Source organism: Mitsuaria sp. BK037 (assembly GCF_014193045.1).
Lineage (GTDB): Bacteria > Pseudomonadota > Gammaproteobacteria > Burkholderiales > Burkholderiaceae_C > Roseateles.
The window spans coordinates 155,817-179,540 of the sequence record NZ_JACHYS010000004.1; the positions used below are offsets into that span (position 1 = coordinate 155,817).

The following is a 23,724-nucleotide window of genomic DNA, read 5'->3' on the forward strand; positions in this document are numbered from 1 at the left end:
CAGGGAAAGGCGTCAGCGGGGCTGGACGGCGATGAGCGGGTCACGCTCAGTTGCGGTCGGCGCGCGGGGCCGGCTCGCCAGCGCTGGTCGGCTCGCTCGGCAGCGGCTGCTGCGACGACGGCGACTGCTGGTTCTGCCACTGGTCCGAGGACTGCGGCTGAGCCTGCTGCGACTGCGCTTCCGATTGGGTCTGCGACTGCGGGTCGGTCGACTGGGTCGCCGGGGCCGCCTGGTCGGCCGGCGTCATGCTCTGGTCAGCGGGGGCCTGCTGCTCCGTCTGCGTGGCGGGGTACTGCTCCTGCGTCGTCTGCGTCTGGGTCGACTCGGTCGAGTTCTCCACCTGGGCGTAAGCCAGGCCCAGCACGCTGGCGAAGGCGGTCAGGGCAACGGCACCGGTCACGAGGGATTTGGTCGCGTTCATCTAGTCTCTCCTTTGGGCTTGAGGGGCCGATCGGTGAGATCGGTTAGGACCTACTGTGGACCGTGGACGGGGAGCGGAACGTGGGCAGAGGACGCGAGGTCTTGTAGGACAAACGGCAGGTTTCACCCCGATACATCCTCGTGTTCATCGGGGCAAGCGCGATTCCCGCGCAATAAAAAACCGGACGACCTCAACGAGGCGGTCCGGTGAAGAAGGCGCTGATGGACGCCTTCGGAGACGGGGGAACGGTCCCAACAATAGGCAAAGACCCGGACCGTAAAAATGCGTGAGCGGAAATGCACCGTTGTGGCGCGCTCAACAATCACCGCCTCCGGGAACGCCCTCGAATCGGGGGTGATGTGCGCGGTTCGCCCGAATTAACGCCACCTCTACGGGTAACCGCCGGCCGCCCCATAGTTACCGGCTGTCGGTTTCGTGCGATAGATGTCCGTTTGCTATGTGTGGTTGTCAATGAATGTCAATGACATGCGTCAAGATCGCGCCCGCCGCGAGCGTTCTGCCTCAACTCTTTCAGGCCGTAACCAACCCCTGCTGTGTTTGCAGGTCGTTGATGCCGAAAGGGACACGGGGACCCCGGAACGCGGGACGCGGCCGACCCATCCCGTTTGAGGGTTCGGAGAGGGTCGCCCATCAGCGGGCCGCGTCGCGGTCGCCATTCATTGTTTGAGGAGGACCCATGTCTACTGTGCTGACCGACCCGAGCGTCGGATCCGCTGGCTCGAGCTGGCTGGACAAGGAGCGCACCATCGCCGCTCCTGGCTTCAACCGCTGGCTCGTGCCGCCCAGCGCGCTGGCCATTCACCTGTGCATCGGGATGGCCTATGGCTTCTCGGTGTTCTGGCTGCCGCTGTCCAAGATGCTGCAGACCGCCGGAGCCGGCGCCGCCTGCGGCAAGGACGTGAGCTTCTTCGCCGAGCTGTTCGCCACGGGCTGCGACTGGAAGATCTCCACGCTGCAGTGGATGTACACGCTGTTCTTCGTGTTCCTGGGCTGCGCCGCCGCGATCTGGGGCGGCTGGCTGGAGCGCGCCGGTCCCCGCAAGGCGGGCCTGGTGTCGGCCGTGTGCTGGTGCGGCGGCATGCTGATCTCGGCGATCGGCATTCACACGCACCAGTTCTGGATGATGATCCTGGGCTCCGGCGTGATCGGCGGCATCGGGCTGGGCCTGGGCTACATCTCGCCGGTGTCGACGCTGATCAAGTGGTTCCCCGACCGCCGTGGCATGGCCACCGGCATGGCCATCATGGGCTTCGGCGGTGGCGCGATGATCGGTTCGCCGCTGGCGGTGGAGCTGATGAAGCGCTTCGCCACGCCGACCGACCCGGGCGTGACGCAGACCTTCGTCGTGATGGCGCTGATCTACTTCGTCTTCATGGTCGCGGGCGCGCTGGGCTACCGCGTGCCGCCCACCGGCTGGAAGCCCGCGGGCTGGACCCCGCCGCCGGCGCAGGCCAACAACGCCATGATCACGCAGCGCCACGTGCACGTGAAGAAGGTGTGGGGCATCCCGCAGTTCTGGCTGGTGTGGATCGTGCTCTGCATGAACGTGTCGGCCGGCATCGGCGTGATCGGTATGGCCAGCCCGATGCTGCAGGAGATTTTCGGCGGCTCGCTGATCGGCGTGGACCTGAAGTTCTCTGACCTGGACAAGACCCAACTGGCTGCGATCGCCGCGATCGCCGGCGGCTTCACCGCGCTGCTGAGCCTGTTCAACATCGGCGGCCGCTTCGTGTGGGCCTCGTTGTCGGACAAGCTGGGCCGCAAGATGACCTACACGGTGTTCTTCGTGCTGGGCGGCCTGCTGTACGCCTCGCTGCCGAGCAGCGCCGCCGCGGGTCACAAGCTGGCCTTCGTGGGCGCGGTCTGCATCATCCTGTCGATGTACGGCGGCGGCTTCGCCACCGTGCCGGCCTACCTGGGTGACCTCTTCGGCACGCAGATGGTGGGCGCGATCCACGGTCGCCTGCTGACCGCCTGGGCCACCGCGGGCATCCTCGGCCCGGTCGTGATCGGCTACATGCGCGATTACCAGCTCGGCCTGGGCATCCCCCGCGAGCAGGTCTACAACCAGACCATGTATGTGCTGGTCGGCATGCTGGTGATCGGCCTGATCGCCAACCTGGCCATCCGCCCGGTCGCTGCGAAGCACTTCATGAGCGACGAGGAACTGGCCATCGAGAAGAAGCTGGCCCACGAGAAGGCTGCCGCCAGTGAAGTCGGCAGCGGCCCGGGCGCCGGCAAGGCGACGCCGGTGGGCCTGGTGGTCCTGGCCTGGCTGGCCGTCGGCATTCCCCTGTCCTGGGGCATCTACAAGACCCTGCTGACGGTCGCCAAGTTCTTCAATTGACCCTCACCGTACGGCGCCGCGAAGCAGCGCCGATACTGTGACCATCGATGGCAGACCTCGGTCTGCCATTCTTCCTTGTTAGCGAGGGGCGGGCCGAGCGCCGGGCCGCCCCAAGCCGGCCCGCCACCCCCTCGGGGGGGATAGAACGGGCCGCGGCCCGTTCTATCCGGGGGCACCAACAATGACCGAGCAGAAGATCCATTTCTACAAAGGGCCGGCTGGCGGCTGGGGCGCGCTGCGCAGTGTCGCGAAGCACCTGCAACAGCAGGGTGTCGCGGTCAAGGGCGCCAAGACGCTGCTGTCGGCCAACCAGCCCGATGGCTTCGACTGCCCGGGCTGCGCCTGGCCCGACCGGGATCACCGCTCGACCTTCGAGTTCTGCGAGAACGGCGCCAAGGCCATCGCCGCCGAGGCGACCTCGCACCGCGCCACCGCGCAGGTGCTGGGCGGCCACACCGTCAGCGAGCTGGCCGAGTGGTCCGACTTCGACCTCGAGAACCTGGGCCGCATCACCGAGCCGCTGGTCTACGACGCCGCCAGCGACCGCTACGTGCCGATCGCCTGGGACGACGCCTTCGAGTTGATCGCCGCGCGGCTGAACGCGCTGAAGGATCCCAACGAGGCGATGTTCTACACCTCGGGTCGCGCCAGCAACGAGGCCGCCTTCCTCTACCAGCTGTTCGTGCGCGAGTTCGGCACCAACAACTTCCCCGACTGCTCGAACATGTGCCACGAGCCGTCCGGACAGGGCCTGAAGCCGACCATCGGCATCGGCAAGGGCACGGTGACGCTGCACGACTTCGAACAGGCCGACGCGATCTTCATCTTCGGCCAGAACCCCGGCACGAACCACCCGCGCATGCTGGGCGAGCTGCGCGAGGCCTCCAAGCGCGGCTGCAAGATCGTCAGCTTCAACCCGCTGCGCGAGCGCGGCCTGGAGCGCTTCGCCGATCCGCAGGACAAGATGGAGATGGCGACGCTGGGCAGCACGCCGATCTCCACCCACTACTTCCAGCTGCGCATCGGCGGCGACATGGCCGTGATGAAGGCGCTGTGCAAGCGCGTCTTCGAGCTGGACGACGCGGCCGTGGCCGCTGGCGGCGAGCGCGTGCTGGACCTGGGCTTCATCGCCGAGCACACGCATGGCTTCGAGGCCTTCGAGGCCAGCATCCGCGCCGAATCCTGGGAAGCGCTGGAGGCCGAGTCCGGCCTGTCGCAGGAGCAGCTGTGCGCCGCCGGCGACCTGTACGCGCAGGCCAAGCGCGTGATCATCTGCTGGGGCATGGGCATCACGCAGCACCAGCATTCGGTGGCGACCATCCAGCACATCGCGGCACTGCTGATGCTGCGCGGCAACCTGGGCCGTCCCGGCGCGGGCGCCTGCCCGGTGCGCGGTCATTCCAACGTGCAGGGCGACCGCACGATGGGCATCTACGAGAAGCCGCCCAAGGCGCTGCTGGACCGGCTGGGCCAGGTCTTCGGCTTCGAGCCGCCGCGCGAGAACGGCTATGGCACCGTCGAGGCCATCCAGGCGATGCTCGACGGCAAGGGCAAGGTCTTCATCGCGCTGGGCGGCAACTTCGCCTCGGCGACGCCGGACACGGTGGCGACCTGGAAGGCGCTGCGCTCGACCGATCTGACGGTGCACGTCACCACCAAGTTCAACCGCAGCCATACCATCCACGGCAAGGAGGCGCTGGTGCTGCCCTGCCTGGGCCGCACCGAGATCGACATGCAGGCCAGCGGCCCGCAGGGCGTGACCGTCGAGGACTCGATGAGCATGGTCCACATCTCCAGCGGCATGAACGCGCCGGCCTCGGAGCACCTGCTGTCCGAGCCGATGATCGTGGCGCGTCTGGCGGCCGCGACGCTCAAGGGGCGTTCCAAGACGCCGTGGCTGTGGCTGGTGGAGGACTACTCGCGCATCCGCGACAAGATCGAAGAGGTCTTCGACGACTTCAAGGGCTTCAACGAGAAGATCAAGACGCCGGGCGGCTTCCGCCTGCGCAACACCGCGTCGGAGCGGGTCTGGAACACGCCCACCGGCAAGGCCAACTTCATCACCCACGCGCTGCCCACGGACACGCCCTTCCATCTGGCGCAGGCGCGGGCGATCGAGCACAAGACGGTGGTGTTCAACCTGGCGACGGTGCGCTCGCACGACCAGTACAACACGACGATCTATGGCATGGACGACCGCTACCGCGGCGTCTGGGGCCATCGCCGCGTGGTCTTCATCAACAAGGAAGACCTGCGGCAGATCGGCATGAAGGCCGGCCAGTGGGTCGACATCACCAGCGTCTACAGCGACGGCGACACGCGCCGCGCCGAGAAGTTCGTGCTGATCGAGTACGACATCCCGCGCGGCTGCCTGGCCAGCTACTTCCCGGAGACCAATGCGCTGGTGCCGCTGAGCAGCATCTCGATCGGGGCCGGCACGCCGACGTCCAAGTCGATCCCGGTGGTGCTGACGCTGCGGCCGCAGGACGAGCCGGTGCCGCAGGCGCAGGCGCGTTCGGTGGCGGACGCACGGGCCTGAGGATCGCCGCATGAGCCGCGCTGACGCGTCCGCCGCCGACGAGGTCCACGACCGGGAGGGCGCGGACGGCGATGGCGGCGATGACGGTGGTCCGGGTGACATGGCCGCGCAGGCGCGTTTCGCGCTGGAGACGCTCGCCGAGCTGGACGCCGGCAACGGCGTGTCGCTGCCGCGGCTGGCCAAGCGCACCGGGCTGCGGGTCAGCGTGCTGCTGCGCCTGTACACGCTGATGAGCGACGCGCGCGTCGGCGACGAGCAGGGGCCCGGCTGGGTGCGGCTTCACGTCGACGAGGACGGGCGCTGGATCGCGCGGATCACGCCGGTGGGCCGCGGTGACGAGGCGCCCGCTGCCGGCGACGGGGAGTCGGCGGCATGAGCGGGACCTGCGCACTGCCGGGTGACGCGGAGGGCCGCGGTGAGGGCGGCGTCGGCGATCACGACGACGACGCACCACTGCCCGCCGCGCTGGTCGCGGTGCATCCGACGCGGCTCGGCGCCACGCGCGCGGCCGAGGAGGAATTCGTCGCCGAGGAAGTGCCCGTCGCGCTCGAGTACAACGGCCTGTCGCATGCGGTGATGCTGGCGACGCCGCTCGACCTCGAGGACTTCGCGCTGGGCTTCTCGCTGACGGAGGGCCTGCTGGCCTCGCCGGCGGACCTGCTCGACGTGGAAGTTCGCACGCGTCCGAATGGCGTGGCCCTGCAGCTGCGCGTGACCGCGCGTTGCGAGGCGCTGCTCAAGGAGCGTCGGCGCAGCATGGCCGGGCGCACCGGCTGCGGCCTGTGCGGGACAGACAACCTCGACCAGGTCTTCCGGCCGCCGCAGCGGCCCGTGCCGCCGCTGCCGGACGCGCTGGCGGCGGATGAGGCGCTGGTGGCGGCGCTGTCGCGCGCGATGCGCGAGCTGGCGGCCGCGCAGCCCCTGCAGCAGCGCACCGGCGGCATCCACGCCGCCGCGTGGTGCGGCGTCGACGGCGCGGTGCGATGCGTGCGCGAGGATGTCGGGCGCCACAACGCGCTCGACAAGCTGATCGGCGCGATGGCGCGCGACGGCGTCGATGCCTCGCAAGGGTTCGCGGCGGTGACCAGCCGCGCGAGCTTCGAGATGGTCCAGAAGGCCGCGCTTGCCGGCATGCCGATGCTGGCGGCGGTCAGCGCACCCACGCACCTGGCGATCCGCACCGCGCAGGCCTGCGGGCTGCGGCTGGCGGGCTTCGTTCGCGACGGACGCGCGACGCTGTACGCCTGACGCGGTCTCGCGCCCGCGCGTGGCGCTGGCGTCTCAGAACTTGCAGGCCATGCCGAGCTGGGCTGCGATGTCGACCTGCGTCGAGCCGTCGCCCTTGCGGCCGAGCTTGGACGGCATGCGGAAGCGCCCGGCACATTCGGTGGCCTCCAGGCCCAGGCCGCGGAGCAGCTGCTTCGGCCCTTCCATGCCGATGCTCAGCGCGTGATGCGCGCGCTTGGGCGGCGGGCCGATCGGGGCGCCCTCGCGGGGGAGTTCGATGACCTGGATCTGGAGAGCCTGGTGCAGCATCGTGCTGCTGCCGGTGGTGCCGGCGGAGGGGCGCCCGGGTTGCATGCGGGCGCGCAGGGCGGCCAGCGAGGCTTGCAGCGCGAGCGGCCGGCGGGCGGCATTGGCGGCCGTGTCGATCTCGGCTTCCGACGCGGGCGAGGCCGGGGCGAGGACGTCCGGCGCCGAGGCCGCCGCATCCGGGAGGGACGGCGCCGCCGCGACCAGCCCGCTCATGCCGAGCGCCGCCAGCGCGCCGGCCCGCCGCCAGGCGCGTTGCCAAGCCCGTTCCCGAGCGCTTTGCCAAACACGTCGTGTCGCGTGTCCCATGCCGTCCTCCGTCCTTCAAGCGCGTGCCGCCACAGTGCGCGGCGCCGCTGAAGCGCTCCTGAAGCGGTGCTGAAGGGCGGCTGAAGGCGGGGTCGGGACTTCCCCGCGGACTGCGAGCGGACGCTGGCCCTCACCCCGCCCTCTCCCGCAAGCGGGAGAGGGAGAATTCCCGCGCCCCGCGCCCCGCGCCGCGGCGCTGTCCCGCAAGCGGGCGCGGGAGCAATCCGGCGCTAGTCGAGTGTCTGGCGGTAGCGCATCAGCGCGATCGTGCCGGCGACCAGCAGGAACACCAGCATCGGCCAGAGTTCCGGCAGCAGCTGCATGAAGCCGTTGCCCTTGAGCATGATGCCTCGCACGATGCGCAGGAAGTGGGTCAGCGGCAGCGCCTCGCCGATCACCTGCGCCCAGCGCGGCATGCCGCGGAACGGGAACATGAAGCCCGACAGCAGCATCGACGGCAGGAAGAAGAAGAACGTCGCCTGCAGGGCCTGCAGCTGGTTCTTCGCCAGCGTCGAGAAGGTGAAACCCACCGCCAAGTTGGCCAGCATGAACACGCCGATCATGGCCAGCAGCAGCGTGAAGCTGCCCGCCATCGGGATCTGGAACAGCAGCGCCGCGGCCAGGAGGATGACGCCCAGCTGCACGTAACCCAGCACGATGTAGGGCAGGATCTTGCCCACCATGACCTCCAGCGGTCGCACCGGCGTCGCGAGCAGGTTCTCCATCGTGCCGCGCTCGCGCTCGCGCGTCATCGCCAGGCCGGTGAGCATCACCATCGTCATTGTCAGGATGGTGCCGATCAGGCCCGGCACGATGTTGTAGCGCGACAGGCCCTCCGGGTTGTAGCGCCGATGGATGCGCCACTCGAAAGGCGGGCTGGCGGCGCCGCCCGTGGCGATCGACGTCGTCGGGGCGATGCCGCCTCCGGCGCCGCCGGGCGTCCCGGCCGCCGCCGCGCCGACCAGGTCGCGCCGCAGCGCCTGCGCGCCAAGCTGCGCCAGCGCGGCCAGCGCGTTGCTGGACGCGGACGGATCGGTCGCATCGACGCTCACCAGCACCGCGGGCCGCTCGCCGCGCAGGATGCGGCGGCTGAAGTCGGGCGGGATCACGATCAGGAACTGCACCTCGCCGTCCTCGACCATCGCGTCGCCGTCATGCTCCGAGGCCGGACGGGCCTGGGTGCGGAAATAGCCGCTCTGTTCCATGGCCGCCACCAGGCTGCGCGCCATCGGCCCGCGATCCTGCGTCACCACGGCGGTGGGCAGTCCCTTCGGGTCGGTGTTGATCGCGTAGCCGAAAAGCAGCAGCTGCAGGATGGGCACGCCGACCGCCATCGCGAAGGTCGGCCGGTCGCGCAGCATCTGCTGGACCTCCTTGATGAAGATCGCCAGCACGCGCGCGAGGCTGAAGCGGCGATCGGTCATCGCGCGCCCGCCCGGTCCGTGGGCCTTGCCGGGGGAGACGGCGTCGCGGTCGCCGCCTCGAAGTTGTCCGGTGTGCGGCTGATCAGGCTGATGAACACGTCTTCGAGGTTGGCCTCCGCCCGCGCCCAGCGCAGCCCGTCGCCGGCGCGGTGCGGCGCGATCGCCCGGTCGAGCGCGACCGCGTCCTGTCCCGCGACGTGCAGGCTGCTGCCGAACGCGGCGACGCTCAACACGCCCTCGGTGCCGTTCAAGGCGGTGGAGACGGCGGTCAGTCGCTGCGGATCATCGGCGTGGAGCGCCCAGACGGTGAGGCCGGCCTGCGCGATGATCTCGCGCTGCGTGCCGCGCGCGAGCAGCCGGCCGTAGGCGATGTAGGCGAGTTCGTGGCAGCGCTCGGCCTCGTCCATGTAATGCGTCGAGACCAGCACCGTGATGCCGTCGGCGGCGAGCCGATGGATCTCGTCCCAGAAGTCGCGGCGCGCCTTCGGATCGACGCCGGCGGTCGGCTCGTCGAGCAGCAGCAGGCGAGGGTCATGCAGCAGGCAGGCGGCCAGCGCCAGCCGCTGTTTCCATCCGCCGGACAGGGCGCCGGCGAGCTGGTCCTGCCGCGTCTTCAGTCCGAGCCGTTCCAGCGCCTCGTCCACGCGGCGAGGCCGCGCGTCGAGTTCGAACAGCCGCGCGATGAAGTCCAGGTTCTGGCGGATGGAGAGGTCCTCGTAGAGCCCGAAGCGCTGCGTCATGTAGCCGACCTGGCGCTTGATCTCGGCCGCGCGCCGGCGCATGTCCAGGCCGAGGCAACGGCCCTCGCCCTCGTCGGGCGTGAGCAGTCCGCACAGCATCCGGATCGTGGTCGTCTTGCCGCTGCCGTTGGGGCCGAGGAAGCCGCAGATGCGCCCGCGTCCGAGTTGCAGGTCGACGTGGTCCACGACGGTCCGCTGGCCGTAGCGTTTGGTCAGGCCGCGGACGTCGATGGCCAGGTCGCTCGCGGATGACCCGGCGCCGCCGCCGGGGAGCGTCGTCGGCGCGCTGTGCTCGGTCATGGGTGCCCGCCGGAAGCGGCCGATGCCGTCGACGCCGCGGCACCGGCCGTCGCAGGCGCTGCGCCCGCAGACGGGCGCACCTCCAGCGGCTGTCCCGGATGCAGGCGCGTCGCCTGCGCGGGATCGGGTCGGGCCTCGACCAGGAACACCAGTCGCGCCCGCTGGCTGTTGGAATAGATCACCGGCGGCGTGTACTCCGGTTGCGGCGAGATGTAGCTGATGCGCGCCGCGATCGGCGCGCCGCAGCCGTCACAGCTCAGCAGCACCGCCTGCCCCGGGCGCAGGGAGGCCAGCTCCGGTTCCGGCACGTAGAAGCGCGCCTTGCGCTGCGACGGCGGCAGCAGCGCCACGACCGGCTGGCCGGCGTTGACGTACTCGCCGACGCGATAGAAGGTGTCGTCGACCAGGCCGGCGGCCGGCGCGCGCTGCCGGGTCTGCGCTTCGCGCCACTGCTGCTGTTCGAGCGCGGCCGAGGCGGCTTCGGCATTGGCGCGCGCGGCGGCCTGCTGATCGCTGCGCGCGGGCAGTTCCGCCACACGCAGCGAGGACTCGAGCTCGCGCACGCGTTGGCGCGCCTGCGCCGCGGCGGCCCGGGCGTCGTCCAGCCGCGCCGCCGAGATGAAGCCCTGGCCGATCAGCTGCTGCTGCCGCGCCAGGTCGGTCTCCGCCAGCGCGGACTGCGCGCGCGCCTGTGCCAGTTGGGCCCGGCTCATCGCGATCTCGTCGGGACGGCGGCCCTTGGCGGCATCGGCCTGTTCCGCGCGGGCAGCGGCGAGTCGCGCATCGGCTTCGGCGCGGGCGGCGCGCATCGGGGTGACGTCGATGCTGAACAGCGGCGCGCCGGCCGCCACGGTGTCGCCGCGCTGCACCTGGAGGTCGAGCAACTGGCCCGCGACCGGCGCCGCGACGTAGACCGGATCGCCTTCGGCATAACCGGACCAGGCTGGCGGCGGTTCGCGACCGCAGGCGGCGAGGGCTGTGGCGGCCAGCAGCGCCAGGACGGCAGTCGCGCGACCTGCTCCTCGAGCCTCGGGAGCCTGCGGGGTCGCCGCGCCGGCCGCGCGGATCGCCTCGGCCTGGCGACCGATCCGGACCCCATTCCAACGGAAGAGGCGGTGAGGCGGGCGGCGCGGCATCGTGGGCATCGGCGGCTTCTCCGGACGACGGGTGGCCGGGATTATTGCCCCTGAGCCAACTGCGCGCGCGAGTAGCCGGAGCGCCAACATCGGTCCACGCGGCTCGGCGACGTCCCCTCCGCCGACAGGGGCAAGGCGTGGGTGGTTCGGCGTTTAGATGATGGTCGACATTACATTATTCATGTCGAGTGAAATTGAAAAAATCCACTCAACCCGTTCCACTGCTCAAGGATTCACCATGGACTTCAAGAACACTGTCGCGCTGGTCACCGGCGCCAATCGCGGTCTCGGCAAGAGCTTCGTCAAGGCGCTGCAGGCCGCCGGCGTGAAGAAGATCTACGCGGCGGCGCGGGATCCGGCGTCCATCGACCTGTCCGGCGTGACGCCGCTCCGGCTCGACGTCACCAAGCCGGACCAGATCGCCGCGGCGGTGCGGGCCGCGGGTGACGTCACGCTGCTGATCAACAACGCCGGCATCACCCGCGGCTCGCCGCTGCTGGGCGAGCAGGCGATCGCCGCGTTGCGCGATGAGTTCGAGACCAACGTCGTGGGGCCGCTCGAGCTGACCCGCGCGTTCGCGCCGGTGCTCAAGGAGCAGGGTGGCGGCGCGGTGGTCAACGTGCTGTCGGTGCTGAGCTGGCTCAACCTGACCGGCGCGGCGACCTACAGCGTGTCCAAGGCGGCGACCTGGTCGGTCACCAACGGACTGCGCCAGGAGCTGAAGGACCAGGGCACGGCGGTGCTGGGGCTGCACGTCGGTTTCATGGACACCGACATGACGGCGGGCATCGATGCACCGAAGACCGACCCGCTGGACGTCGCCCGGCAGGTGCTGGCGGCGCTGGCCGACGGCAAGGACGAGGTCTATGCCGACGACATGACGCGCGCGGTGAAGGCGGGTCTGTCGGCGGAGCTGGGCAGCTACCGCGGCGGCGTCTGAGACGGCGTCCGGGCCGCGGGCCAGGTGGCGGATGAGGTGGCAGGGCGCGGGAGCGGCGGCCACTTCGTGAAATTCCGCTCAAGTTGCCGCGGAAGCGGCCGATAGTGCCTGCATGGTCATCACCAACTCCCCCAGCGTCGACGCCGCCGTCAGGCAGGCCTCCAACGGCACGCCGGGCACGGCCGGCAATGCCGCCAGCCTGCTGGTGCTGCGCAAGGCCATGGACGTCCAGGAAGCCGGCGCCGCCGCCCTGCTCGCCGCCTTGCCGCAGGCGCCGGCCCTGGCCACCGAGGGCACGCTCGGGCGGAACATCAACACCTACGCCTGATCCGGCGGCGCGGCGCCTGTCCGCGTTACTCGCCGGGCAGGCGATAGGTGAAGACATAGAGGTGCTGTCCGTTGCGGGCCTCGATGCTCATGTCGCCGCTCAGGCCGGCGAGCTCGCCGGTGCCGGAGTCGGGCACGACGCGAACCGACAGCTGAGGTGCACCGCGCGTCATCTCGCCGAGGTGCATCAGCACGAAGGAGCCGCTGCGACCCGCAAGACGCCCTTCCACGCGCTCCATGGCGACATAGCCCGCCGAGCCGGGCGTCGCGCTGCGGAAGGACAGCATCTGTCCCATGCCGCTGGCCTCGAGGTCGCCGCGGAACTGCTTGTGGATCAGCGTCCGGGCCGGTTGAGCCGGCGCCTCGTTGGGTTCCAGTGGCTGGGCGGTGAGTCGCAGGTCGAAGAGGCCGCGCGCGACGCGGGCCGGCGCCATCGGCGCACTCGCGGAAACGGCAGGCGCTGAGGCCTCGGGCGCCGGGGCGGCCATCGCGGAACCTGCGGACAGGAGCGCGGCGATACTCGTCGCAAGAGCTGGCATGGTGATCGGGACGGAGTTGATTTCGTCCCATTGCACCGGAACCGCCATCCCGGCGATAGGAAAAACACGACATCGGCATCGCATGACAGCACACGCCCCTCGCGGCGCGCGAGGCGTTCTCTACCCCGGACTGGCGCCAGGGCGCTTCCACCATGACCAACAGCCGCCCAGCGCCGATCTGGCGCCTTGGATCGAGCATCACTGGTTCGTGAGCTGGGATCTCCGGGCATGTCCGCCGCAGGTTCAATCGACGCTGCCCCATCCCAATGTCCACCTGGTCGTGGAAGACGGCGCGGTGCGCCTGTGGGGCGTCCAACGAGCACGTTTCAACCGGACGCTTGCCGGTCGCGGTTGGGTGCATGGCGTCAAGTTCAAGGTCGGAGCGCTGCCGGCATTCCTGCGATCGCCGGCGGCCGACCTGATGGACCGGCAGGTCGATGCCCGCGGCCTGCTGGGCGACGATGTGGATCGGTTGCTGGATCCGCCGCTGGCTGACGCTCCCGAGGCGGGGAAGACGCGCATCGAGGCTGTGCTGCGCGCGCGAGTTCCGCCGGTGGTGGATGCACGCGGGGCGAGGCTGGCGGAGATCGTCGACGCCATAGGCCGTGACGCGGGCATCACTTCGGTCGAACAGCTGTGCACGATGACGGGAGAGTTCGCACGTCGCTTGCAGCGGGACTTCAGGCATTACGTCGGAGCGAGTCCGAAATGGGTGATCGCTCGTTACCGGCTGCATGAGGCGCTCGCCTTGCTGCAGAGCGGTGAAGCGAAGCCCGACGCCGAACTGGCCCAGCGCCTGGGCTATTTCGACCAGGCGCATTTCATCCGGGACTTCCGCCAGTTGGTCGGCATGACGCCGAGGGCGTATGTGAGCGCGCTGCATCGCGACTCGGGCGAACCGGCAGCGGCGCGTTGACGTCCGATGCTGAAGGCTGATCGACGGACGCCTGATCGGATCGGCACCGAACTTGAACGGACGCGGCGAGGAGCCGGCGCCGGCGCTGCCTACACTGGCTGCGTCATCCACAAGGAGCGTTCATGTTCAACCACATCGTCATCGGCACCAACGACATCGACCGCGCGCGGCGCTTCTATGACCAGGTGCTGGGCGTGCTCGGGGTGGGCGGGGCCATGCCGCACCAGGCCAAGTCCGGCCACCAGCGGCTGTTCTACCGCCATGACGGCGGCACGCTGGGCATCGCGCAGCCGATCAACGACGAGCCCGCGACCTTCGCCAACGGCGGCACCATTGCCTTCCGCTGCGCGTCGCCGGAGCAGGTCCATGCCTTCCACGACACGGCGGTGGCCCATGGCGGCGTCTCGATTGAGGAGCCACCCGGCTTGCGCGTCGATTCGCTCGGGCAGTTCTACCTGGCCTACGTCCGCGACCCCGACGGCAACAAGCTGTGCGCCCTGCATCGCGTGAAGGCATCGCCTTGAGCGTCGCCCGCGGCAGCGCGAGCCTGGCCACCGGGGCCGAGCTCGCCCGGACCCTGCATGTCAGGCCCGGCCTGGGCGTGGCCGCGCATGTCGTGCAGGGCGAAGGGCTGGAGATCGTGCGCATCCGCGTCGAGCGGCCGGCCGTCATCGTCGTCGACCGCGGCATCAAGACGGTCAAGCCCGCGCGCGGCGCCGCCGTCCGGGCCTTGCCCGGCCAGGTGCTGCTGCTGGCCGGCGGGCACACGGTCGACTTCCATAACCGCATCACCGATGGCGAGCGCTACGAGGCGCGCTGGCTCATGTTCGGCGGGACGGTGCTGGACGATCCCTACTACCTGGCCACCGCGCAGCGCCAGTCCTCTGCCGATGCGCCCGAGGTGGCCCCGCCTCCGGCGCGGGTGCTGCGCCGCATGCCGGATGGCTTGGCCGAGGCCTTCGAGCGCGCGCGACGTGGCCTCGCCCCGGACCCATCGCGGCCCGAGGCGGTGGTGCGCCAGCAGATGCTGGAGGTGGCGCACTGGTTGCTCGCGGCGGGCATGGTGCTGCGCGTGCCGCCTGACGACGCGAGGGTCTCGGCGCGGATCCGGGCCATGCTGTCGGCGCGACTGGACGGTGAATGGAGTTCCGACGCCATCGCCCGGTCGCTGGCCATGTCGGAGGCCACGCTGCGACGCCGTCTGGCGGCCGAGGGCGTGACGCTGCGCGAGTTGATCGCGGATGTGCGCATGGCTTCCGCGCTGGTCCTGCTGCAGGCCACCTCCCGGCCGGTCTCCGAGATCGCATCGGCGGTCGGGTACGACTCGCCATCGCGATTCGCGGTGCGCTTCCGCGATCGATTCGGCTTCGCGCCGACCGCGGTGCGCGGGCATGCGAGGGCGGTGTGAATGAGCGCCCAGTTCACATCGAACGAATGTCGTTCCGCAGCTCCTTGACCGTCGGCAGCACCAGGTTCCATTTCTGCAGCCAGATGACGGTGGCCAGCAGCATGACGTCCCCCACAACCTCGACGATCTTGTCGATGGCCTTGATTTTCGCCAGCGCCGCGGTGGCCTCCTTCGTCGTGACGACGATGTCCGCCAGCGGCTCGGTGGTGTCGGCAAGGTAATCCCGCTGGGCCATCAACAGCAGGTTCTGCGCCGCTCCGCCGAGCGACTGGCTCCATCGCATCGCTGTCAGACCGTCGGGGCCGGGCGCGCCGACCGGCATGGCCTCGGCCATGTCGTCGAGGGCCTTGGCCAGCTGCACCAGTTCGTCGGCGCTGTACGCCAGGGTCGTGTCGGTCATGCGCCCTCCCTAGAGCTTGGCCACGGCGTCGTGCGCCTTGTCGAGTTCCTTGGCCGTCGCGGCGATCGCCTTCAGCGTGCGCGTCATCGCGTCGCGGTCCATTGCCAGCGCGCCGCGAATCCGGTCGTGGTCGTCGGCGAGCTTCTGAAGTGCCGCCTTGTAGGTGGCGATCGCGCTCAGTGCCTTGTCGTAGTCCGCCCCAACGCGAGCGAGCTCCCGTCGGCCGAGGTACTTGTCGCCGAGATCGGATTGCCCGATCTCGCACTTCACGAAGTTGATCGCCTGGATGCGTTCGCCCCGCAGGCCTTCGGCGTAGACGTCGGCGAGCTTGCGCATGAGGCCCAGCACGCGAGCGACGTCGCCATGCGAGGACGTCATCAACTCGCGGAGCTTCTTGTGGCGGTAGGCGTCGAGCCCCCGCTGGAGCAGCGCGAACAGTCCTTGCACGGCGGCCTCCTCTTCGGGCGACACCTTGGCGCCGGCGCCCTTGATGCCCTCGAGCGAAGGGGCGGCCGTCTTGGCGAGGTCGGGCAACTGGTCCGAGGCGAGTTCGCCGAGGGCGGTGAAGTACGCGCTCATCGCCTGGTGCAGCTTCTCCGCGTCGTCATAGGCAGCGTCGAACTGCGCCTGGGGAAGCCGGCCGGTGTAGCCGATGGGGCACACGTCGCCATCGAGGCGTTGCTCGCGCAGCTTCTTGTCGGAATCACGCCAGCGCTTGGCGGCATCGGTGGCGCCGGCCACGCCGGCCGCCGATTCGGCGTAGGTGCTGATGGCCTGCAGGTTGACGCAGCCCGCAAGCATCGCCGCCAAGCCGACGGCCAAAAGACGGTTCCGGAAAGGCAAGGCAGTTCCTTTCGAACAGGTCGAGTACCGGTTGCCCCAGGGGCTTCGGCGGCGGCGAATCGTAAGGCGGTCGGGAAATCGGCCCACCCCTTCAGTCTGGGGGGAGGCCGCGGCGGAGCACTTCGGACGTCCCATGAAAAAAGCGCCGACAGGACTGTCGGCGCTTTCGCGGTGTCGATGCCTGGCGAAGCAGGCGGTGCAGGGGACTGTCAGCCGACCAACCCCAGCGCCCTCGGCAGCGCCAGCGACAGGCCTGGCCAGTAGGTCACGACGAGCAGGAAGCCCAGCATCGTCAGCAGCCACGGCCACACAGCGACGGTGAGTTCGGTGATGCCCATCTTCGTGATGCCCGACGCCACGTAGAGGTTGAGCCCCACCGGCGGATGGCACAGGCCGACTTCCATGTTGACCGCCATCAGGATGCCCAGGTGCACCGGATCGACGCCCAGCTTGGCCGCGACCGGGAACAGGATGGGCGCCATGATCAGCACGATCGCCGCCGGGTCCATGAAGTTGCCCGCGCCCAGCAGGATCAGGTTGACCAGCAGCAGGAAGACGATCAGCCCGAAGCCCTGCGCCGACATCCACGCCGCCATCGTCTGCGGGATCTGCTCGGAGGCCATCAGGAAGCTGAACAGCACCGCGTTGGTGATGATGTACAGCAGCATCGAGCTCATCGCCGCCGCCTTCAGCAGCACCTTGGGCACGTCCTTCAGGCCCATGTCCTTGTAGACGAAGACCGAGATGATGAAGGCGTACACCGCGGCCACGGCGGCGGCTTCGGTGGGCGTGAACTTGCCGCTGTAGATGCCGCCGATGACGACGACGATCAGCATCAGGCCCCAGAAGCTCTCGCGGAAGGCCTTGAAGCGCTCGGCCCAGGTCGCCTTGACCATGCGCGGGTAGTCGTACTTCTTGGCGCGGTACCAGGTGGTGATGCCCAGCAGCAGCGACAGGCACACGCCGGGCACGACGCCGGCCATGAACAGCTGGCCCACCGACGCGGTGCCGACCACCTCACCATTCGGTCCGGTGGCGCTCATGCCGGCCGTCGCGATCGAGAACATCACCAGGTTGATCGACGGCGGAAACAGGATGCCCAGCGCGCCGGACGTCGTGATCACGCCCGCGCCGAACTGCTTCGGATAGCCCTGCTTGGTCATCGCCGGCAGGATGATGGAACCGACCGCGACGACCGTCGCGACCGATGAGCCCGAGATCGCCGCGAACATCGCGCAGGCCAGCACGCCGGCCAGGCCGAGGCCTCCGTACCAGTGGCCGATCATGGTCGTGGCGAAGTGGATGATCCGCCGCGCCACCCCGCCATGGGTCAGGAAGTTGCCCGCCAGGATGAAGAAGGGCACGGCCATGATCTCGAACTTCTCGATGCCGGTGAACAGCTTGAGCGCGACCGATTCGATCGGCACGTTCGTCATCGTGAAGAGATAGGTCAGGACCGTCAGGCCCAGCGAGATCGAGATCGGCATGCCGGTGAGCATCAGCACCACCAGCAGCGAGAAGATGATCAGGGTGTTCATGCGCGATCTCCCTTCGAGCCGTTCGAGCCCTTGGCGGCTTCCTCGGCTGTCTTGGCCGCGCTGACCGCGGCGACGTCATCCTCGATGCCCTCGACGTGGCCGTGGTCCGCGTGCGGCGCCTCGCCGGTGCGGATGAAGTGCCAGCACACCTGCAGGAAGCGGAAGCACATCAGGTAGGAGCCCAGCGGCACGCACGAATACGCGATCCAGGTCGGGATCTCCAGGTCGGGCGAGGTCGGGCCTTCGAAGAGGTCGGGGTTCTCGATGCCGAAGGCATGCGTGAACGCGTAGTGCGCGCCGTTCTCCCACACGAAGGTCGCGCCCAGCGTGCCGATGGTCGCGGTGAACACCGCGCCGGCCAGCAGGCTGAAGATCACCAGGTACTTCGCGTGCTCGGGCCTGAGCTTGCGCACCAGCACGTCCACGCCCACGTGGGTGCCGGCCCGCACGCCGTAAGCGGCGCCGAACTTGGCCATCCACACGAACATGTAGATGCACAGCTCCTGCGCCCAGCTCACGTCGATGCGGATGACCAGGTCCTGCAGATGCGGCACGCCGGCCAGGAAACGATGCAGAACGGCCATCGCGATGACCAGCGTCGCAGCGCCCATGAGGAAAGCGATCAGGCTCTCCTCCAATCGATCCAACCATCTCAGCGACATGGCGATCTCCTTCAGACAAAAGAAGGCCGCGCCGCCCAAAGCAGGGGCGCGGCACACAGGACGCCGCCCCAGGCGGGCGGACCCGTCAAGCGGGAGCCCGGAGAACCGGCTTTGCCGGGCTCCTGGGGTCCGCCCCCTTGGGGGGCCGGCGTCAGCCGGTAGGGGGGAACTTATCTAGTCGGCGGGACGAAGCCGGCGGCCTTGTAGGCAGCCTCGACGGTGGCCTTGCCGACGCGGCCTTCCATCTCCTTGTGGACCGGCATCAGCGCCAGCTTCCACTCGTTCACTTCCGCCGGGGTCAGCGTGTAGATCGTGGTCTTGCCGCTGGCCTTGATCTTCTCCAGCGCCTGCTGGTTCTCGGTCTGCGCGATCGCGTTGGCGTAGATGGTGGCGTCCTTGACGCTGCTGTCCACCACCGCCTTCAGGTCGGCGGGCAGGCCGTCGTAGAACTTCTTGTTGATGATCAGCGCGTAGGCCAGGTGGCCGTGGTTGCTCAGCGTCGTGTGCTTCTGCACCTCGTAGGTCTTCTGCGTGTAGAAGTTGGACGGCACACCCTCGGTCCCGTCCACCACGCCCGACTGTAGCGCCTGGTACAGCTCGGAGAAGGCCATCACCTGCGGGATCGCGCCCAGCGCGCGCATCTGCGCGTCCAGCACCTTGGACGACTGGATCCGCATCTTCAGGCCCTTGAAGTCCGCCACGTGGTGCAGCGGCTTGTTGGCGCTCATGATGTGGAAGCCGTTGTCCCAGAAGGCCAGGCCCTTGATGCCCTTGGGCTCGAGCTTCTTGAACAGCTCCATGCCCAGCGTGTTGGTGGTGTTGCGGAACGAGGCGTCGTCCTTGAACAGGAAGGGCAGGTCGAAGACCTCGAACTCCTTCACGCCCAGCGGGCCGAACTTGGCCAGCGACGGCGCCAGCATCTGCACCGAGCCCAGTTGCAGCGCCTCCAGCTCTTCCTTGTCCTTGTAGAGCTGGCTGTTGGGATAGACCTCGACCTTCAGGCGGCCCTTGCTGCGTTCCTCGGCCAGCTCCTTGAAGCGCTGCGCGCCCTTGCCCTTGGGCGTGTCGGGGGCGACGACGTGGCTCAGCTTGATCACGATCGGCGCCTGGGCGAAGGCGCTCGTGGCGGTGCCGAGCGCGGCGCACAGGCCGGCGGTGGCGAGCGCGACGGACAGCAGCGCGCGGCGATGGAAGGTGGCGGACATGGGGGTCTCCTGGTGTTCTCGGGATCCAAGGCGCCGGCGCGGGGCCGGTCTGCGGGATGGAGCGGATTGTGGAAATCCGGCCTGCGCGCGGCCAGTTGTGGACTTCCACATTGGGGGAGCCCGCAGCGCCCGCGGCCCGGCCCGCGCGCCGCGTAGCGCCTAGACTGCCGCCATGGCCGTGTCCCGACGACTGCTCCAGATGCTCAAGCGCGCCAGCTGGGCCTTGCCGCTGCTGCTGGCGCTGGCCTTTGCCGCCTCGGTGGGCGTGTGGCTGCGGCTGAGCGACGTCCGCGACCTGGAGGAGGAACGGCTCACGCTGATCACCGACGCGCTGTCGCTGGAGGCGCGCATCTCGGACTGGCTCAACGCGGAGCACGCGGCGGTGGACCGGCTCGCGCAGCAGCTGCCGGGCGCGGTCGACGACCGCATGCTGCTCAACCACCGTGCGGTGGCCGAGGGCCTGCGCCGGCTGTGGGTCAGCGCGACGGTCCTGGACGCCAACAATCGCGTGATCGCGCATGTGCCGCAGCAGGTGCCGCAGGCGACGGCGCCGTCGAAGGAGCGCAGTGGCGTGAGCCTGGACGAGGGCGGCCTGACCGCGCACTGGAGCGCGGCGCGGCCGCAGGGTGGGCGGCTGGTGGTGCGCTTCGCGCCGAGCGCGCTGCTGCGCCAGACGCTGCCGTGGTGGCTGGCGCAGAAGTACGACGTGCGCCTGGTCGACGGACTCGGGCAGCGGCTCGCGCAGACGGGCGATGCGATCGCGCTGCCCGGGACGCAGAGCTACCGCGTCAGCGTCGATCCCGCGATGCGCGAGACCTGGCTCGAGCTCAACACGCGCGTGCCGCACCGGCCCTGGTGGTACACGCTGGCGGCGGGGCTGATGGGGGTGTTCCTGCTGCTGTCGGCGCTGGCCAGCGCGATGCTGCGCCGGCAGATGCGCGAGGTGCGGCGCGCCGAAGGCGAGGCGCGGACCGAGGCCGCCTGGCGGCGCGCGGTCGAGGATTCATTGACGGTGGGCCTGCGCGGGCGGGACCTGGACGGCCGCCTGACCCATGTGAACCGCGCGTTCTGCGACCTGGTGGGTTATGACGCGGAGGCCCTGCTGGGCCGCCTGCCGCCGATGCCGTACTGGCTCCCCGACGAGATGGCCGACAGCCTGCGACGCCACCAGCGCAACATGGCGGGCGGCGCGCCGCGCGAGGGCTACGAGGCGCGCTGGATGCACCGCGACGGTCATGAACTGGACGTGATGATCTTCGAGGCGCCGCTGGTGGATGCGAACGGCGTGCAGATCGGCTGGATGGGGTCGATCGTCGACATCAGCGCGCGCAAGCAGACCGAGGAGCGCGAGCGCCGCCGCACCGAGGCGCTGGCCCATCAGGCGCGGCTGAGCACGCTGGGTGAAGTGGCCTCGGCGCTGGCGCACCAGCTCAACCAGCCGCTGGCGGCGATCGCGGGCTACAACGCGGGCGCGCTGCGCTCGCTGGAGCGGGCCGGGCATCCGGACGACGACATCGTCATGGAGGCGCTGCGGCGGCTGGGCGAGCAGGCGCAGGAGGCGGGGCGCATCGTGCAGCGCATCCGCGCCTTCCTGACGCGGCGCGCGCCGCAGCCGGAACGCTGCGCGATGCCGGAACTCGTCGCGCGGGTGCTGGCGCTGCTCAAGCGCGACCTGCGCGGCGTGCGGGTGGACGTCGAGATGCCGGCCGGGCTGCCGGAGGTGCAGGCCGATGCGGTGCTCATCGAGCAGGTGCTGATCAACCTGGTGCGCAACGCGCTGGATGAACTGCACCATCGGCCCGGGGCGCAGGTGCGCATCGCCGCGCAGCGCGTGGGCGAGCGCTTTGTGCGCGTCGACGTCGACGACAACGGGCCCGGCCTGCAGGGGCGCGGCATCGATCAGCTCACGACGGCGTTCTACTCGACCAAGGCCGAAGGCATGGGCATGGGGCTGGCGATCTGCCGCTCGGTGATCGAGGCGCACCACGGCGGCATGGAGGCCGGCGCGGGCGCGCTGGGCGGCGCGAGGATCAGCTTCACGCTGCCGCTGTGTCAGGAGACCGGGCCGTGCGGCGCGGGCGAGGCGGGCGTCGATTCATACAAGGAGGGCGCGCGATGAGCGACCCACAGGCGACGGTCCACCTGGTGGACGACGAGGCGGCGGTGCGCGACGCGCTGGCTTTCCTGATGCGCTCGCACGGTCTGCGGGTGGACGCGCATGCGAGCGGGCCGGCGCTGTTCGAGGCGCTGGACCAGGCGATCGATCCGCATGGCTGCATCGTGCTGGACGTGCGGATGGAGCCGCTGTCCGGGCTGCAGGTGCACGACGAGCTGATCGCGCGCGGGGTGCCGCTGCCGGTGATCTTCCTGAGCGGTCACGGCGACATCCCGATGGCGGTGGATGCGATGCAGAAGGGCGCGGTCGATTTCGTCGAGAAGCCGTTCAACGACCAGGCGCTGGTGAACAAGGTGCAGCGCGCGATCGCCACGGACGTCCACCGCTGGCGCGAATCGCGCGCTCATGCGGACGTGGCCGGCAGGCTCGCCAGCCTGACCGACCGCGAACGTGAGGTCGCGGTGCTGGTGGCGGCCGGCAAGCTGAACAAGCAGGTCGCGGATGAACTGGGCATCGCGATCCGCACGGTGGAGGTCCACCGCGCGAGGGCGTTCACGAAGCTGGGCCTGCGCTCCGCGGCGGAACTGGCGACGCTGCTGGAGCGGTTTGAGGTGAAGCGGGAGAAGGGCGCTCAGTAAGCGGCGGGGGTAGCCCGTGTCGTCGCCTCGCCTCTGTCACGAGCGTCTGCACGAAATCCAGATAGCCGGGAAGGTCGGCAGACCTTGCGTCGCTCAAGAGCGCGTCGATGGCTGCCTCGTTTTCCAGGTGAGCGACGATGTCGAAAGTCTTGATCGGTTCAGGCATGCGGCCACTGTAGGCCGCATGCCCTCATGCTGCACTGATGACGAGCGACACGTTGCTCCCGCCGAATGCGAAGGAATTGCTGACCATCGACTTGGATGGGTCGAAGGCCCGCGGCTCGCGGATCACGTCCGTGATCTCCTCGAGCGCGCTCGTGCGCACGTTCGCGCTGCGTGGCAGCTCGCCACGGCGCAGCGCCTGCACGCAGGCGATCAGCTCCAGCGCGCCGCCGGCGCCGATCAGGTGACCGTGCAGCGCCTTGGTCGCGCTCACCGGCACGCCGCGCGGGCCGAAGACGCGCGCCAGCGATTCAGCCTCGACCGCATCGCCCACGTCCGTGGCCGTGCCGTGCGCGTTCACGTAGCCGACCTGCGCCGGCTCGATCCCCGCGTCGGCCAGCGCGGCGCGCAGCGCGCGCTCCTGGCCGTCGGCATCGGGCCGCGACAGATGCACCGCGTCCACGCTATGCCCGTAGCCGGCCAGCACGGCAAGCGCCGACGCGCCGCGTGCGCGGGCGTGCGAGGCCGTCTCCAGCACCAGCGCCGCCGCGCCCTCGCCCAGCACCAAGCCACGCCGGCCGTCGTCGAAGGGCCGGCAACTGTGCGAGACCTCCTCCGGATCCGGCGGCGCCATCACGCCCATCGCCTGCCACGCGGCCACCGAGCCCGGATTCAGCATCGCCTCCGAGCCCCCCACCAGCGCCAGGTCCGCGCGGCCCTGGCGCAGCAGCATCAGCGCCTCGCCGATCGCCTGCGCCGATGACGCACAGGCGTTGGAGATCGTCAGCATCGCCGCCCTCAGCCCGTGCCGCATCGCCAGGTGCGAGGCCGCCGAGTTGCTCATCACCCGCACCACCGTGTAGGGATGGATGCGCGGCGTCTCCTTGGTCAGGTGCTCGCCATAGGACTGCTGCAGCGCATTCGACCCGCCCAGCCCCGTGCCCCAGGCCACCGCCGCCCGCTCGGGCCGGGGCGCCGTCGCCGGCAGCCCGGACTGGGCCCAGGCCTCGCTGGCCGCCTGCAAGGCCATCAGGCTGTGCCGGTCGTGCAGGTTGCGCTGCGCCGGCGGCATGTCCTGGCCCAGCGCCTGCGTCACCGCCGCCGCCGCGAACGGCGCCACGCCGCGCGCCGGATCGCCCGGCTGCAGCGCGATCCCCGACCGTCCCCGCGCCAGCGCGTCCGCGAACGAGGCCGCGTCCGGGCCAAGCGCGCTGCAGGCGCCGATGCCGGTGATCCATACCGCTTCCGCGTTCATGCGGC

23 protein-coding genes are annotated in these 23,724 nt (G+C 69.8%); 11 read left to right on the forward strand and 12 right to left on the reverse strand.

Going from position 1 to position 23,724, the window contains the following annotated elements; translation table 11 throughout:
• Nucleotides 1-46: 46 nt before the first annotated feature.
• Nucleotides 47-421: a hypothetical protein gene (locus tag FHT37_RS21695; RefSeq protein ID WP_091720115.1), complete on the reverse strand. Its 375-nt coding sequence runs from the start codon at nt 419-421 to the stop codon at nt 47-49.
• Nucleotides 422-1,118: 697 nt separating this feature from the next.
• On the opposite strand from FHT37_RS21695, the gene FHT37_RS21700 reads away from it, so the two are divergent.
• The 4 genes from FHT37_RS21700 to fdhD all read left to right on the forward strand — a co-directional run bounded on the left by FHT37_RS21700 (nt 1,119) and on the right by fdhD (nt 6,576).
• The gene (locus FHT37_RS21700) at nt 1,119-2,789 is read left to right on the forward strand and encodes an OFA family MFS transporter (RefSeq protein ID WP_183484487.1); all 1,671 of its coding nucleotides are present in this window, start codon (nt 1,119-1,121) and stop codon (nt 2,787-2,789) included.
• A 181-nt stretch (nt 2,790-2,970) separates the two neighbouring features.
• Complete coding sequence (locus FHT37_RS21705) at nt 2,971-5,328, forward strand: FdhF/YdeP family oxidoreductase (protein WP_183484490.1); 2,358 nt, start codon at nt 2,971-2,973, stop codon at nt 5,326-5,328.
• 10 nt (nt 5,329-5,338) lie between these two features.
• On the forward strand, nt 5,339-5,704 hold the full coding sequence (locus FHT37_RS21710) for a hypothetical protein (protein ID WP_255489902.1): 366 nt from the start codon (nt 5,339-5,341) through the stop codon (nt 5,702-5,704).
• Entirely contained in the window at nt 5,701-6,576 is an 876-nt protein-coding gene (gene fdhD, locus FHT37_RS21715) for a formate dehydrogenase accessory sulfurtransferase FdhD (protein WP_091720131.1), read from the forward strand. The genes FHT37_RS21710 and fdhD overlap by 4 nt, the downstream gene beginning before the upstream one ends.
• Nucleotides 6,577-6,609: 33 nt before the next feature.
• Here fdhD and FHT37_RS21720 read toward each other — a convergent pair whose 3' ends face one another.
• From FHT37_RS21720 to FHT37_RS21735, 4 genes are all read right to left on the reverse strand, one after another.
• Nucleotides 6,610-7,077: a hypothetical protein gene (locus tag FHT37_RS21720; protein WP_183484493.1), complete on the reverse strand. Its 468-nt coding sequence runs from the start codon at nt 7,075-7,077 to the stop codon at nt 6,610-6,612.
• Nucleotides 7,078-7,400: 323 nt separating this feature from the next.
• Nucleotides 7,401-8,594, reverse strand: a complete 1,194-nt coding sequence (locus tag FHT37_RS21725; protein WP_183484496.1) for an ABC transporter permease — start codon at nt 8,592-8,594, stop codon at nt 7,401-7,403.
• Nucleotides 8,591-9,634: an ABC transporter ATP-binding protein gene (locus FHT37_RS21730; protein WP_183484499.1), complete on the reverse strand. Its 1,044-nt coding sequence runs from the start codon at nt 9,632-9,634 to the stop codon at nt 8,591-8,593. The genes FHT37_RS21725 and FHT37_RS21730 overlap by 4 nt, the downstream gene beginning before the upstream one ends.
• Nucleotides 9,631-10,779 carry an HlyD family secretion protein gene (locus FHT37_RS21735; protein ID WP_255489903.1) on the reverse strand — a complete coding sequence of 383 codons (1,149 nt, stop codon included), beginning with the start codon at nt 10,777-10,779 and terminating at the stop codon, nt 9,631-9,633. The genes FHT37_RS21730 and FHT37_RS21735 overlap by 4 nt, the downstream gene beginning before the upstream one ends.
• Nucleotides 10,780-11,008: 229 nt before the next feature.
• Between FHT37_RS21735 and FHT37_RS21740 the strand changes: the two genes are divergently transcribed.
• Both FHT37_RS21740 and FHT37_RS21745 read left to right on the forward strand, forming a co-directional pair.
• On the forward strand, nt 11,009-11,710 hold the full coding sequence (locus FHT37_RS21740) for an SDR family oxidoreductase (RefSeq protein ID WP_183484502.1): 702 nt from the start codon (nt 11,009-11,011) through the stop codon (nt 11,708-11,710).
• Between the two features lie 112 nt (nt 11,711-11,822).
• Nucleotides 11,823-12,038, forward strand: a complete 216-nt coding sequence (locus FHT37_RS21745; protein WP_091720151.1) for a putative motility protein — start codon at nt 11,823-11,825, stop codon at nt 12,036-12,038.
• A 25-nt stretch (nt 12,039-12,063) separates the two neighbouring features.
• Here the strand turns inward: FHT37_RS21745 and FHT37_RS21750 are convergent, their stop codons facing one another.
• Complete coding sequence (locus tag FHT37_RS21750) at nt 12,064-12,471, reverse strand: DUF3224 domain-containing protein (RefSeq protein WP_091720155.1); 408 nt, start codon at nt 12,469-12,471, stop codon at nt 12,064-12,066.
• A gap of 187 nt (nt 12,472-12,658) precedes the next feature.
• Between FHT37_RS21750 and FHT37_RS25720 the strand changes: the two genes are divergently transcribed.
• The 3 genes from FHT37_RS25720 to FHT37_RS21765 all read left to right on the forward strand — a co-directional run bounded on the left by FHT37_RS25720 (nt 12,659) and on the right by FHT37_RS21765 (nt 14,900).
• A complete protein-coding gene (locus FHT37_RS25720) occupies nt 12,659-13,492 on the forward strand; it encodes an AraC family transcriptional regulator (protein WP_310739771.1) in 834 nt (277 codons plus the stop codon).
• Between the two features lie 122 nt (nt 13,493-13,614).
• Nucleotides 13,615-14,016: a VOC family protein gene (locus FHT37_RS21760; protein WP_183484507.1), complete on the forward strand. Its 402-nt coding sequence runs from the start codon at nt 13,615-13,617 to the stop codon at nt 14,014-14,016.
• Nucleotides 14,013-14,900, forward strand: coding sequence for a helix-turn-helix transcriptional regulator (locus tag FHT37_RS21765; RefSeq protein ID WP_183484510.1), 888 nt, complete (start codon nt 14,013-14,015; stop codon nt 14,898-14,900). Before FHT37_RS21760 ends, FHT37_RS21765 begins: the two co-directional genes overlap by 4 nt.
• Before the next feature lie 13 nt (nt 14,901-14,913).
• Here FHT37_RS21765 and FHT37_RS21770 read toward each other — a convergent pair whose 3' ends face one another.
• The 5 genes from FHT37_RS21770 to FHT37_RS21790 all read right to left on the reverse strand — a co-directional run bounded on the left by FHT37_RS21770 (nt 14,914) and on the right by FHT37_RS21790 (nt 19,548).
• On the reverse strand, nt 14,914-15,300 hold the full coding sequence (locus FHT37_RS21770) for a hypothetical protein (RefSeq protein ID WP_183484513.1): 387 nt from the start codon (nt 15,298-15,300) through the stop codon (nt 14,914-14,916).
• A 9-nt stretch (nt 15,301-15,309) separates the two neighbouring features.
• Nucleotides 15,310-16,230, reverse strand: a complete 921-nt coding sequence (locus FHT37_RS21775) for a hypothetical protein (protein ID WP_183484516.1) — start codon at nt 16,228-16,230, stop codon at nt 15,310-15,312.
• 122 nt (nt 16,231-16,352) lie between these two features.
• A complete protein-coding gene (locus FHT37_RS21780; RefSeq protein ID WP_091720188.1) occupies nt 16,353-17,681 on the reverse strand; it encodes a TRAP transporter large permease in 1,329 nt (442 codons plus the stop codon).
• Nucleotides 17,678-18,337, reverse strand: a complete 660-nt coding sequence (locus FHT37_RS21785) for a TRAP transporter small permease (protein WP_221211217.1) — start codon at nt 18,335-18,337, stop codon at nt 17,678-17,680. Before FHT37_RS21785 ends, FHT37_RS21780 begins: the two co-directional genes overlap by 4 nt.
• Nucleotides 18,338-18,513: 176 nt before the next feature.
• Nucleotides 18,514-19,548, reverse strand: a complete 1,035-nt coding sequence (locus tag FHT37_RS21790; RefSeq protein ID WP_183484522.1) for a TRAP transporter substrate-binding protein — start codon at nt 19,546-19,548, stop codon at nt 18,514-18,516.
• A 172-nt stretch (nt 19,549-19,720) separates the two neighbouring features.
• Here FHT37_RS21790 and FHT37_RS21795 point away from each other — a divergent pair, with 172 nt between their 5' ends.
• Nucleotides 19,721-21,667, forward strand: coding sequence for a sensor histidine kinase (locus tag FHT37_RS21795; RefSeq protein WP_183484525.1), 1,947 nt, complete (start codon nt 19,721-19,723; stop codon nt 21,665-21,667).
• Nucleotides 21,664-22,302, forward strand: coding sequence for a response regulator transcription factor (locus FHT37_RS21800; protein ID WP_091720200.1), 639 nt, complete (start codon nt 21,664-21,666; stop codon nt 22,300-22,302). Before FHT37_RS21795 ends, FHT37_RS21800 begins: the two co-directional genes overlap by 4 nt.
• A gap of 190 nt (nt 22,303-22,492) precedes the next feature.
• Here FHT37_RS21800 and FHT37_RS21805 read toward each other — a convergent pair whose 3' ends face one another.
• Nucleotides 22,493-23,719, reverse strand: a complete 1,227-nt coding sequence (locus tag FHT37_RS21805; RefSeq protein WP_183484527.1) for a beta-ketoacyl synthase — start codon at nt 23,717-23,719, stop codon at nt 22,493-22,495.
• Between the last annotated feature and the right edge of the window lie 5 nt (nt 23,720-23,724).

Excerpts from the sequence above, each read along its gene's own strand:
- FHT37_RS21740 (WP_183484502.1), top strand. The coding sequence starts at position 11,009 with ATGGACTTCAAGAACACTGTCGCGCTGGTCACCGGCGCCAATCGCGGT.
- FHT37_RS25720 (WP_310739771.1), top strand. The coding sequence starts at position 12,659 with ATGACAGCACACGCCCCTCGCGGCGCGCGAGGCGTTCTCTACCCCGGA.
- FHT37_RS21725 (WP_183484496.1), bottom strand. The coding sequence starts at position 8,594 with ATGACCGATCGCCGCTTCAGCCTCGCGCGCGTGCTGGCGATCTTCATC.
- FHT37_RS21695 (WP_091720115.1), bottom strand. The coding sequence starts at position 421 with ATGAACGCGACCAAATCCCTCGTGACCGGTGCCGTTGCCCTGACCGCC.
- FHT37_RS21745 (WP_091720151.1), top strand. The coding sequence starts at position 11,823 with ATGGTCATCACCAACTCCCCCAGCGTCGACGCCGCCGTCAGGCAGGCC.
- FHT37_RS21805 (WP_183484527.1), bottom strand. The coding sequence starts at position 23,719 with ATGAACGCGGAAGCGGTATGGATCACCGGCATCGGCGCCTGCAGCGCG.
- FHT37_RS21795 (WP_183484525.1), top strand. The coding sequence starts at position 19,721 with ATGGCCGTGTCCCGACGACTGCTCCAGATGCTCAAGCGCGCCAGCTGG.
- FHT37_RS21720 (WP_183484493.1), bottom strand. The coding sequence starts at position 7,077 with ATGAGCGGGCTGGTCGCGGCGGCGCCGTCCCTCCCGGATGCGGCGGCC.
- FHT37_RS21700 (WP_183484487.1), top strand. The coding sequence starts at position 1,119 with ATGTCTACTGTGCTGACCGACCCGAGCGTCGGATCCGCTGGCTCGAGC.
- FHT37_RS21800 (WP_091720200.1), top strand. The coding sequence starts at position 21,664 with ATGAGCGACCCACAGGCGACGGTCCACCTGGTGGACGACGAGGCGGCG.
- FHT37_RS21760 (WP_183484507.1), top strand. The coding sequence starts at position 13,615 with ATGTTCAACCACATCGTCATCGGCACCAACGACATCGACCGCGCGCGG.
- FHT37_RS21705 (WP_183484490.1), top strand. The coding sequence starts at position 2,971 with ATGACCGAGCAGAAGATCCATTTCTACAAAGGGCCGGCTGGCGGCTGG.
- FHT37_RS21770 (WP_183484513.1), bottom strand. The coding sequence starts at position 15,300 with ATGACCGACACGACCCTGGCGTACAGCGCCGACGAACTGGTGCAGCTG.
- FHT37_RS21710 (WP_255489902.1), top strand. The coding sequence starts at position 5,339 with ATGAGCCGCGCTGACGCGTCCGCCGCCGACGAGGTCCACGACCGGGAG.
- FHT37_RS21780 (WP_091720188.1), bottom strand. The coding sequence starts at position 17,681 with ATGAACACCCTGATCATCTTCTCGCTGCTGGTGGTGCTGATGCTCACC.
- fdhD (WP_091720131.1), top strand. The coding sequence starts at position 5,701 with ATGAGCGGGACCTGCGCACTGCCGGGTGACGCGGAGGGCCGCGGTGAG.
- FHT37_RS21730 (WP_183484499.1), bottom strand. The coding sequence starts at position 9,634 with ATGACCGAGCACAGCGCGCCGACGACGCTCCCCGGCGGCGGCGCCGGG.
- FHT37_RS21735 (WP_255489903.1), bottom strand. The coding sequence starts at position 10,779 with ATGCCCACGATGCCGCGCCGCCCGCCTCACCGCCTCTTCCGTTGGAAT.
- FHT37_RS21790 (WP_183484522.1), bottom strand. The coding sequence starts at position 19,548 with ATGTCCGCCACCTTCCATCGCCGCGCGCTGCTGTCCGTCGCGCTCGCC.
- FHT37_RS21750 (WP_091720155.1), bottom strand. The coding sequence starts at position 12,471 with ATGGCGCCGGCCCGCGTCGCGCGCGGCCTCTTCGACCTGCGACTCACC.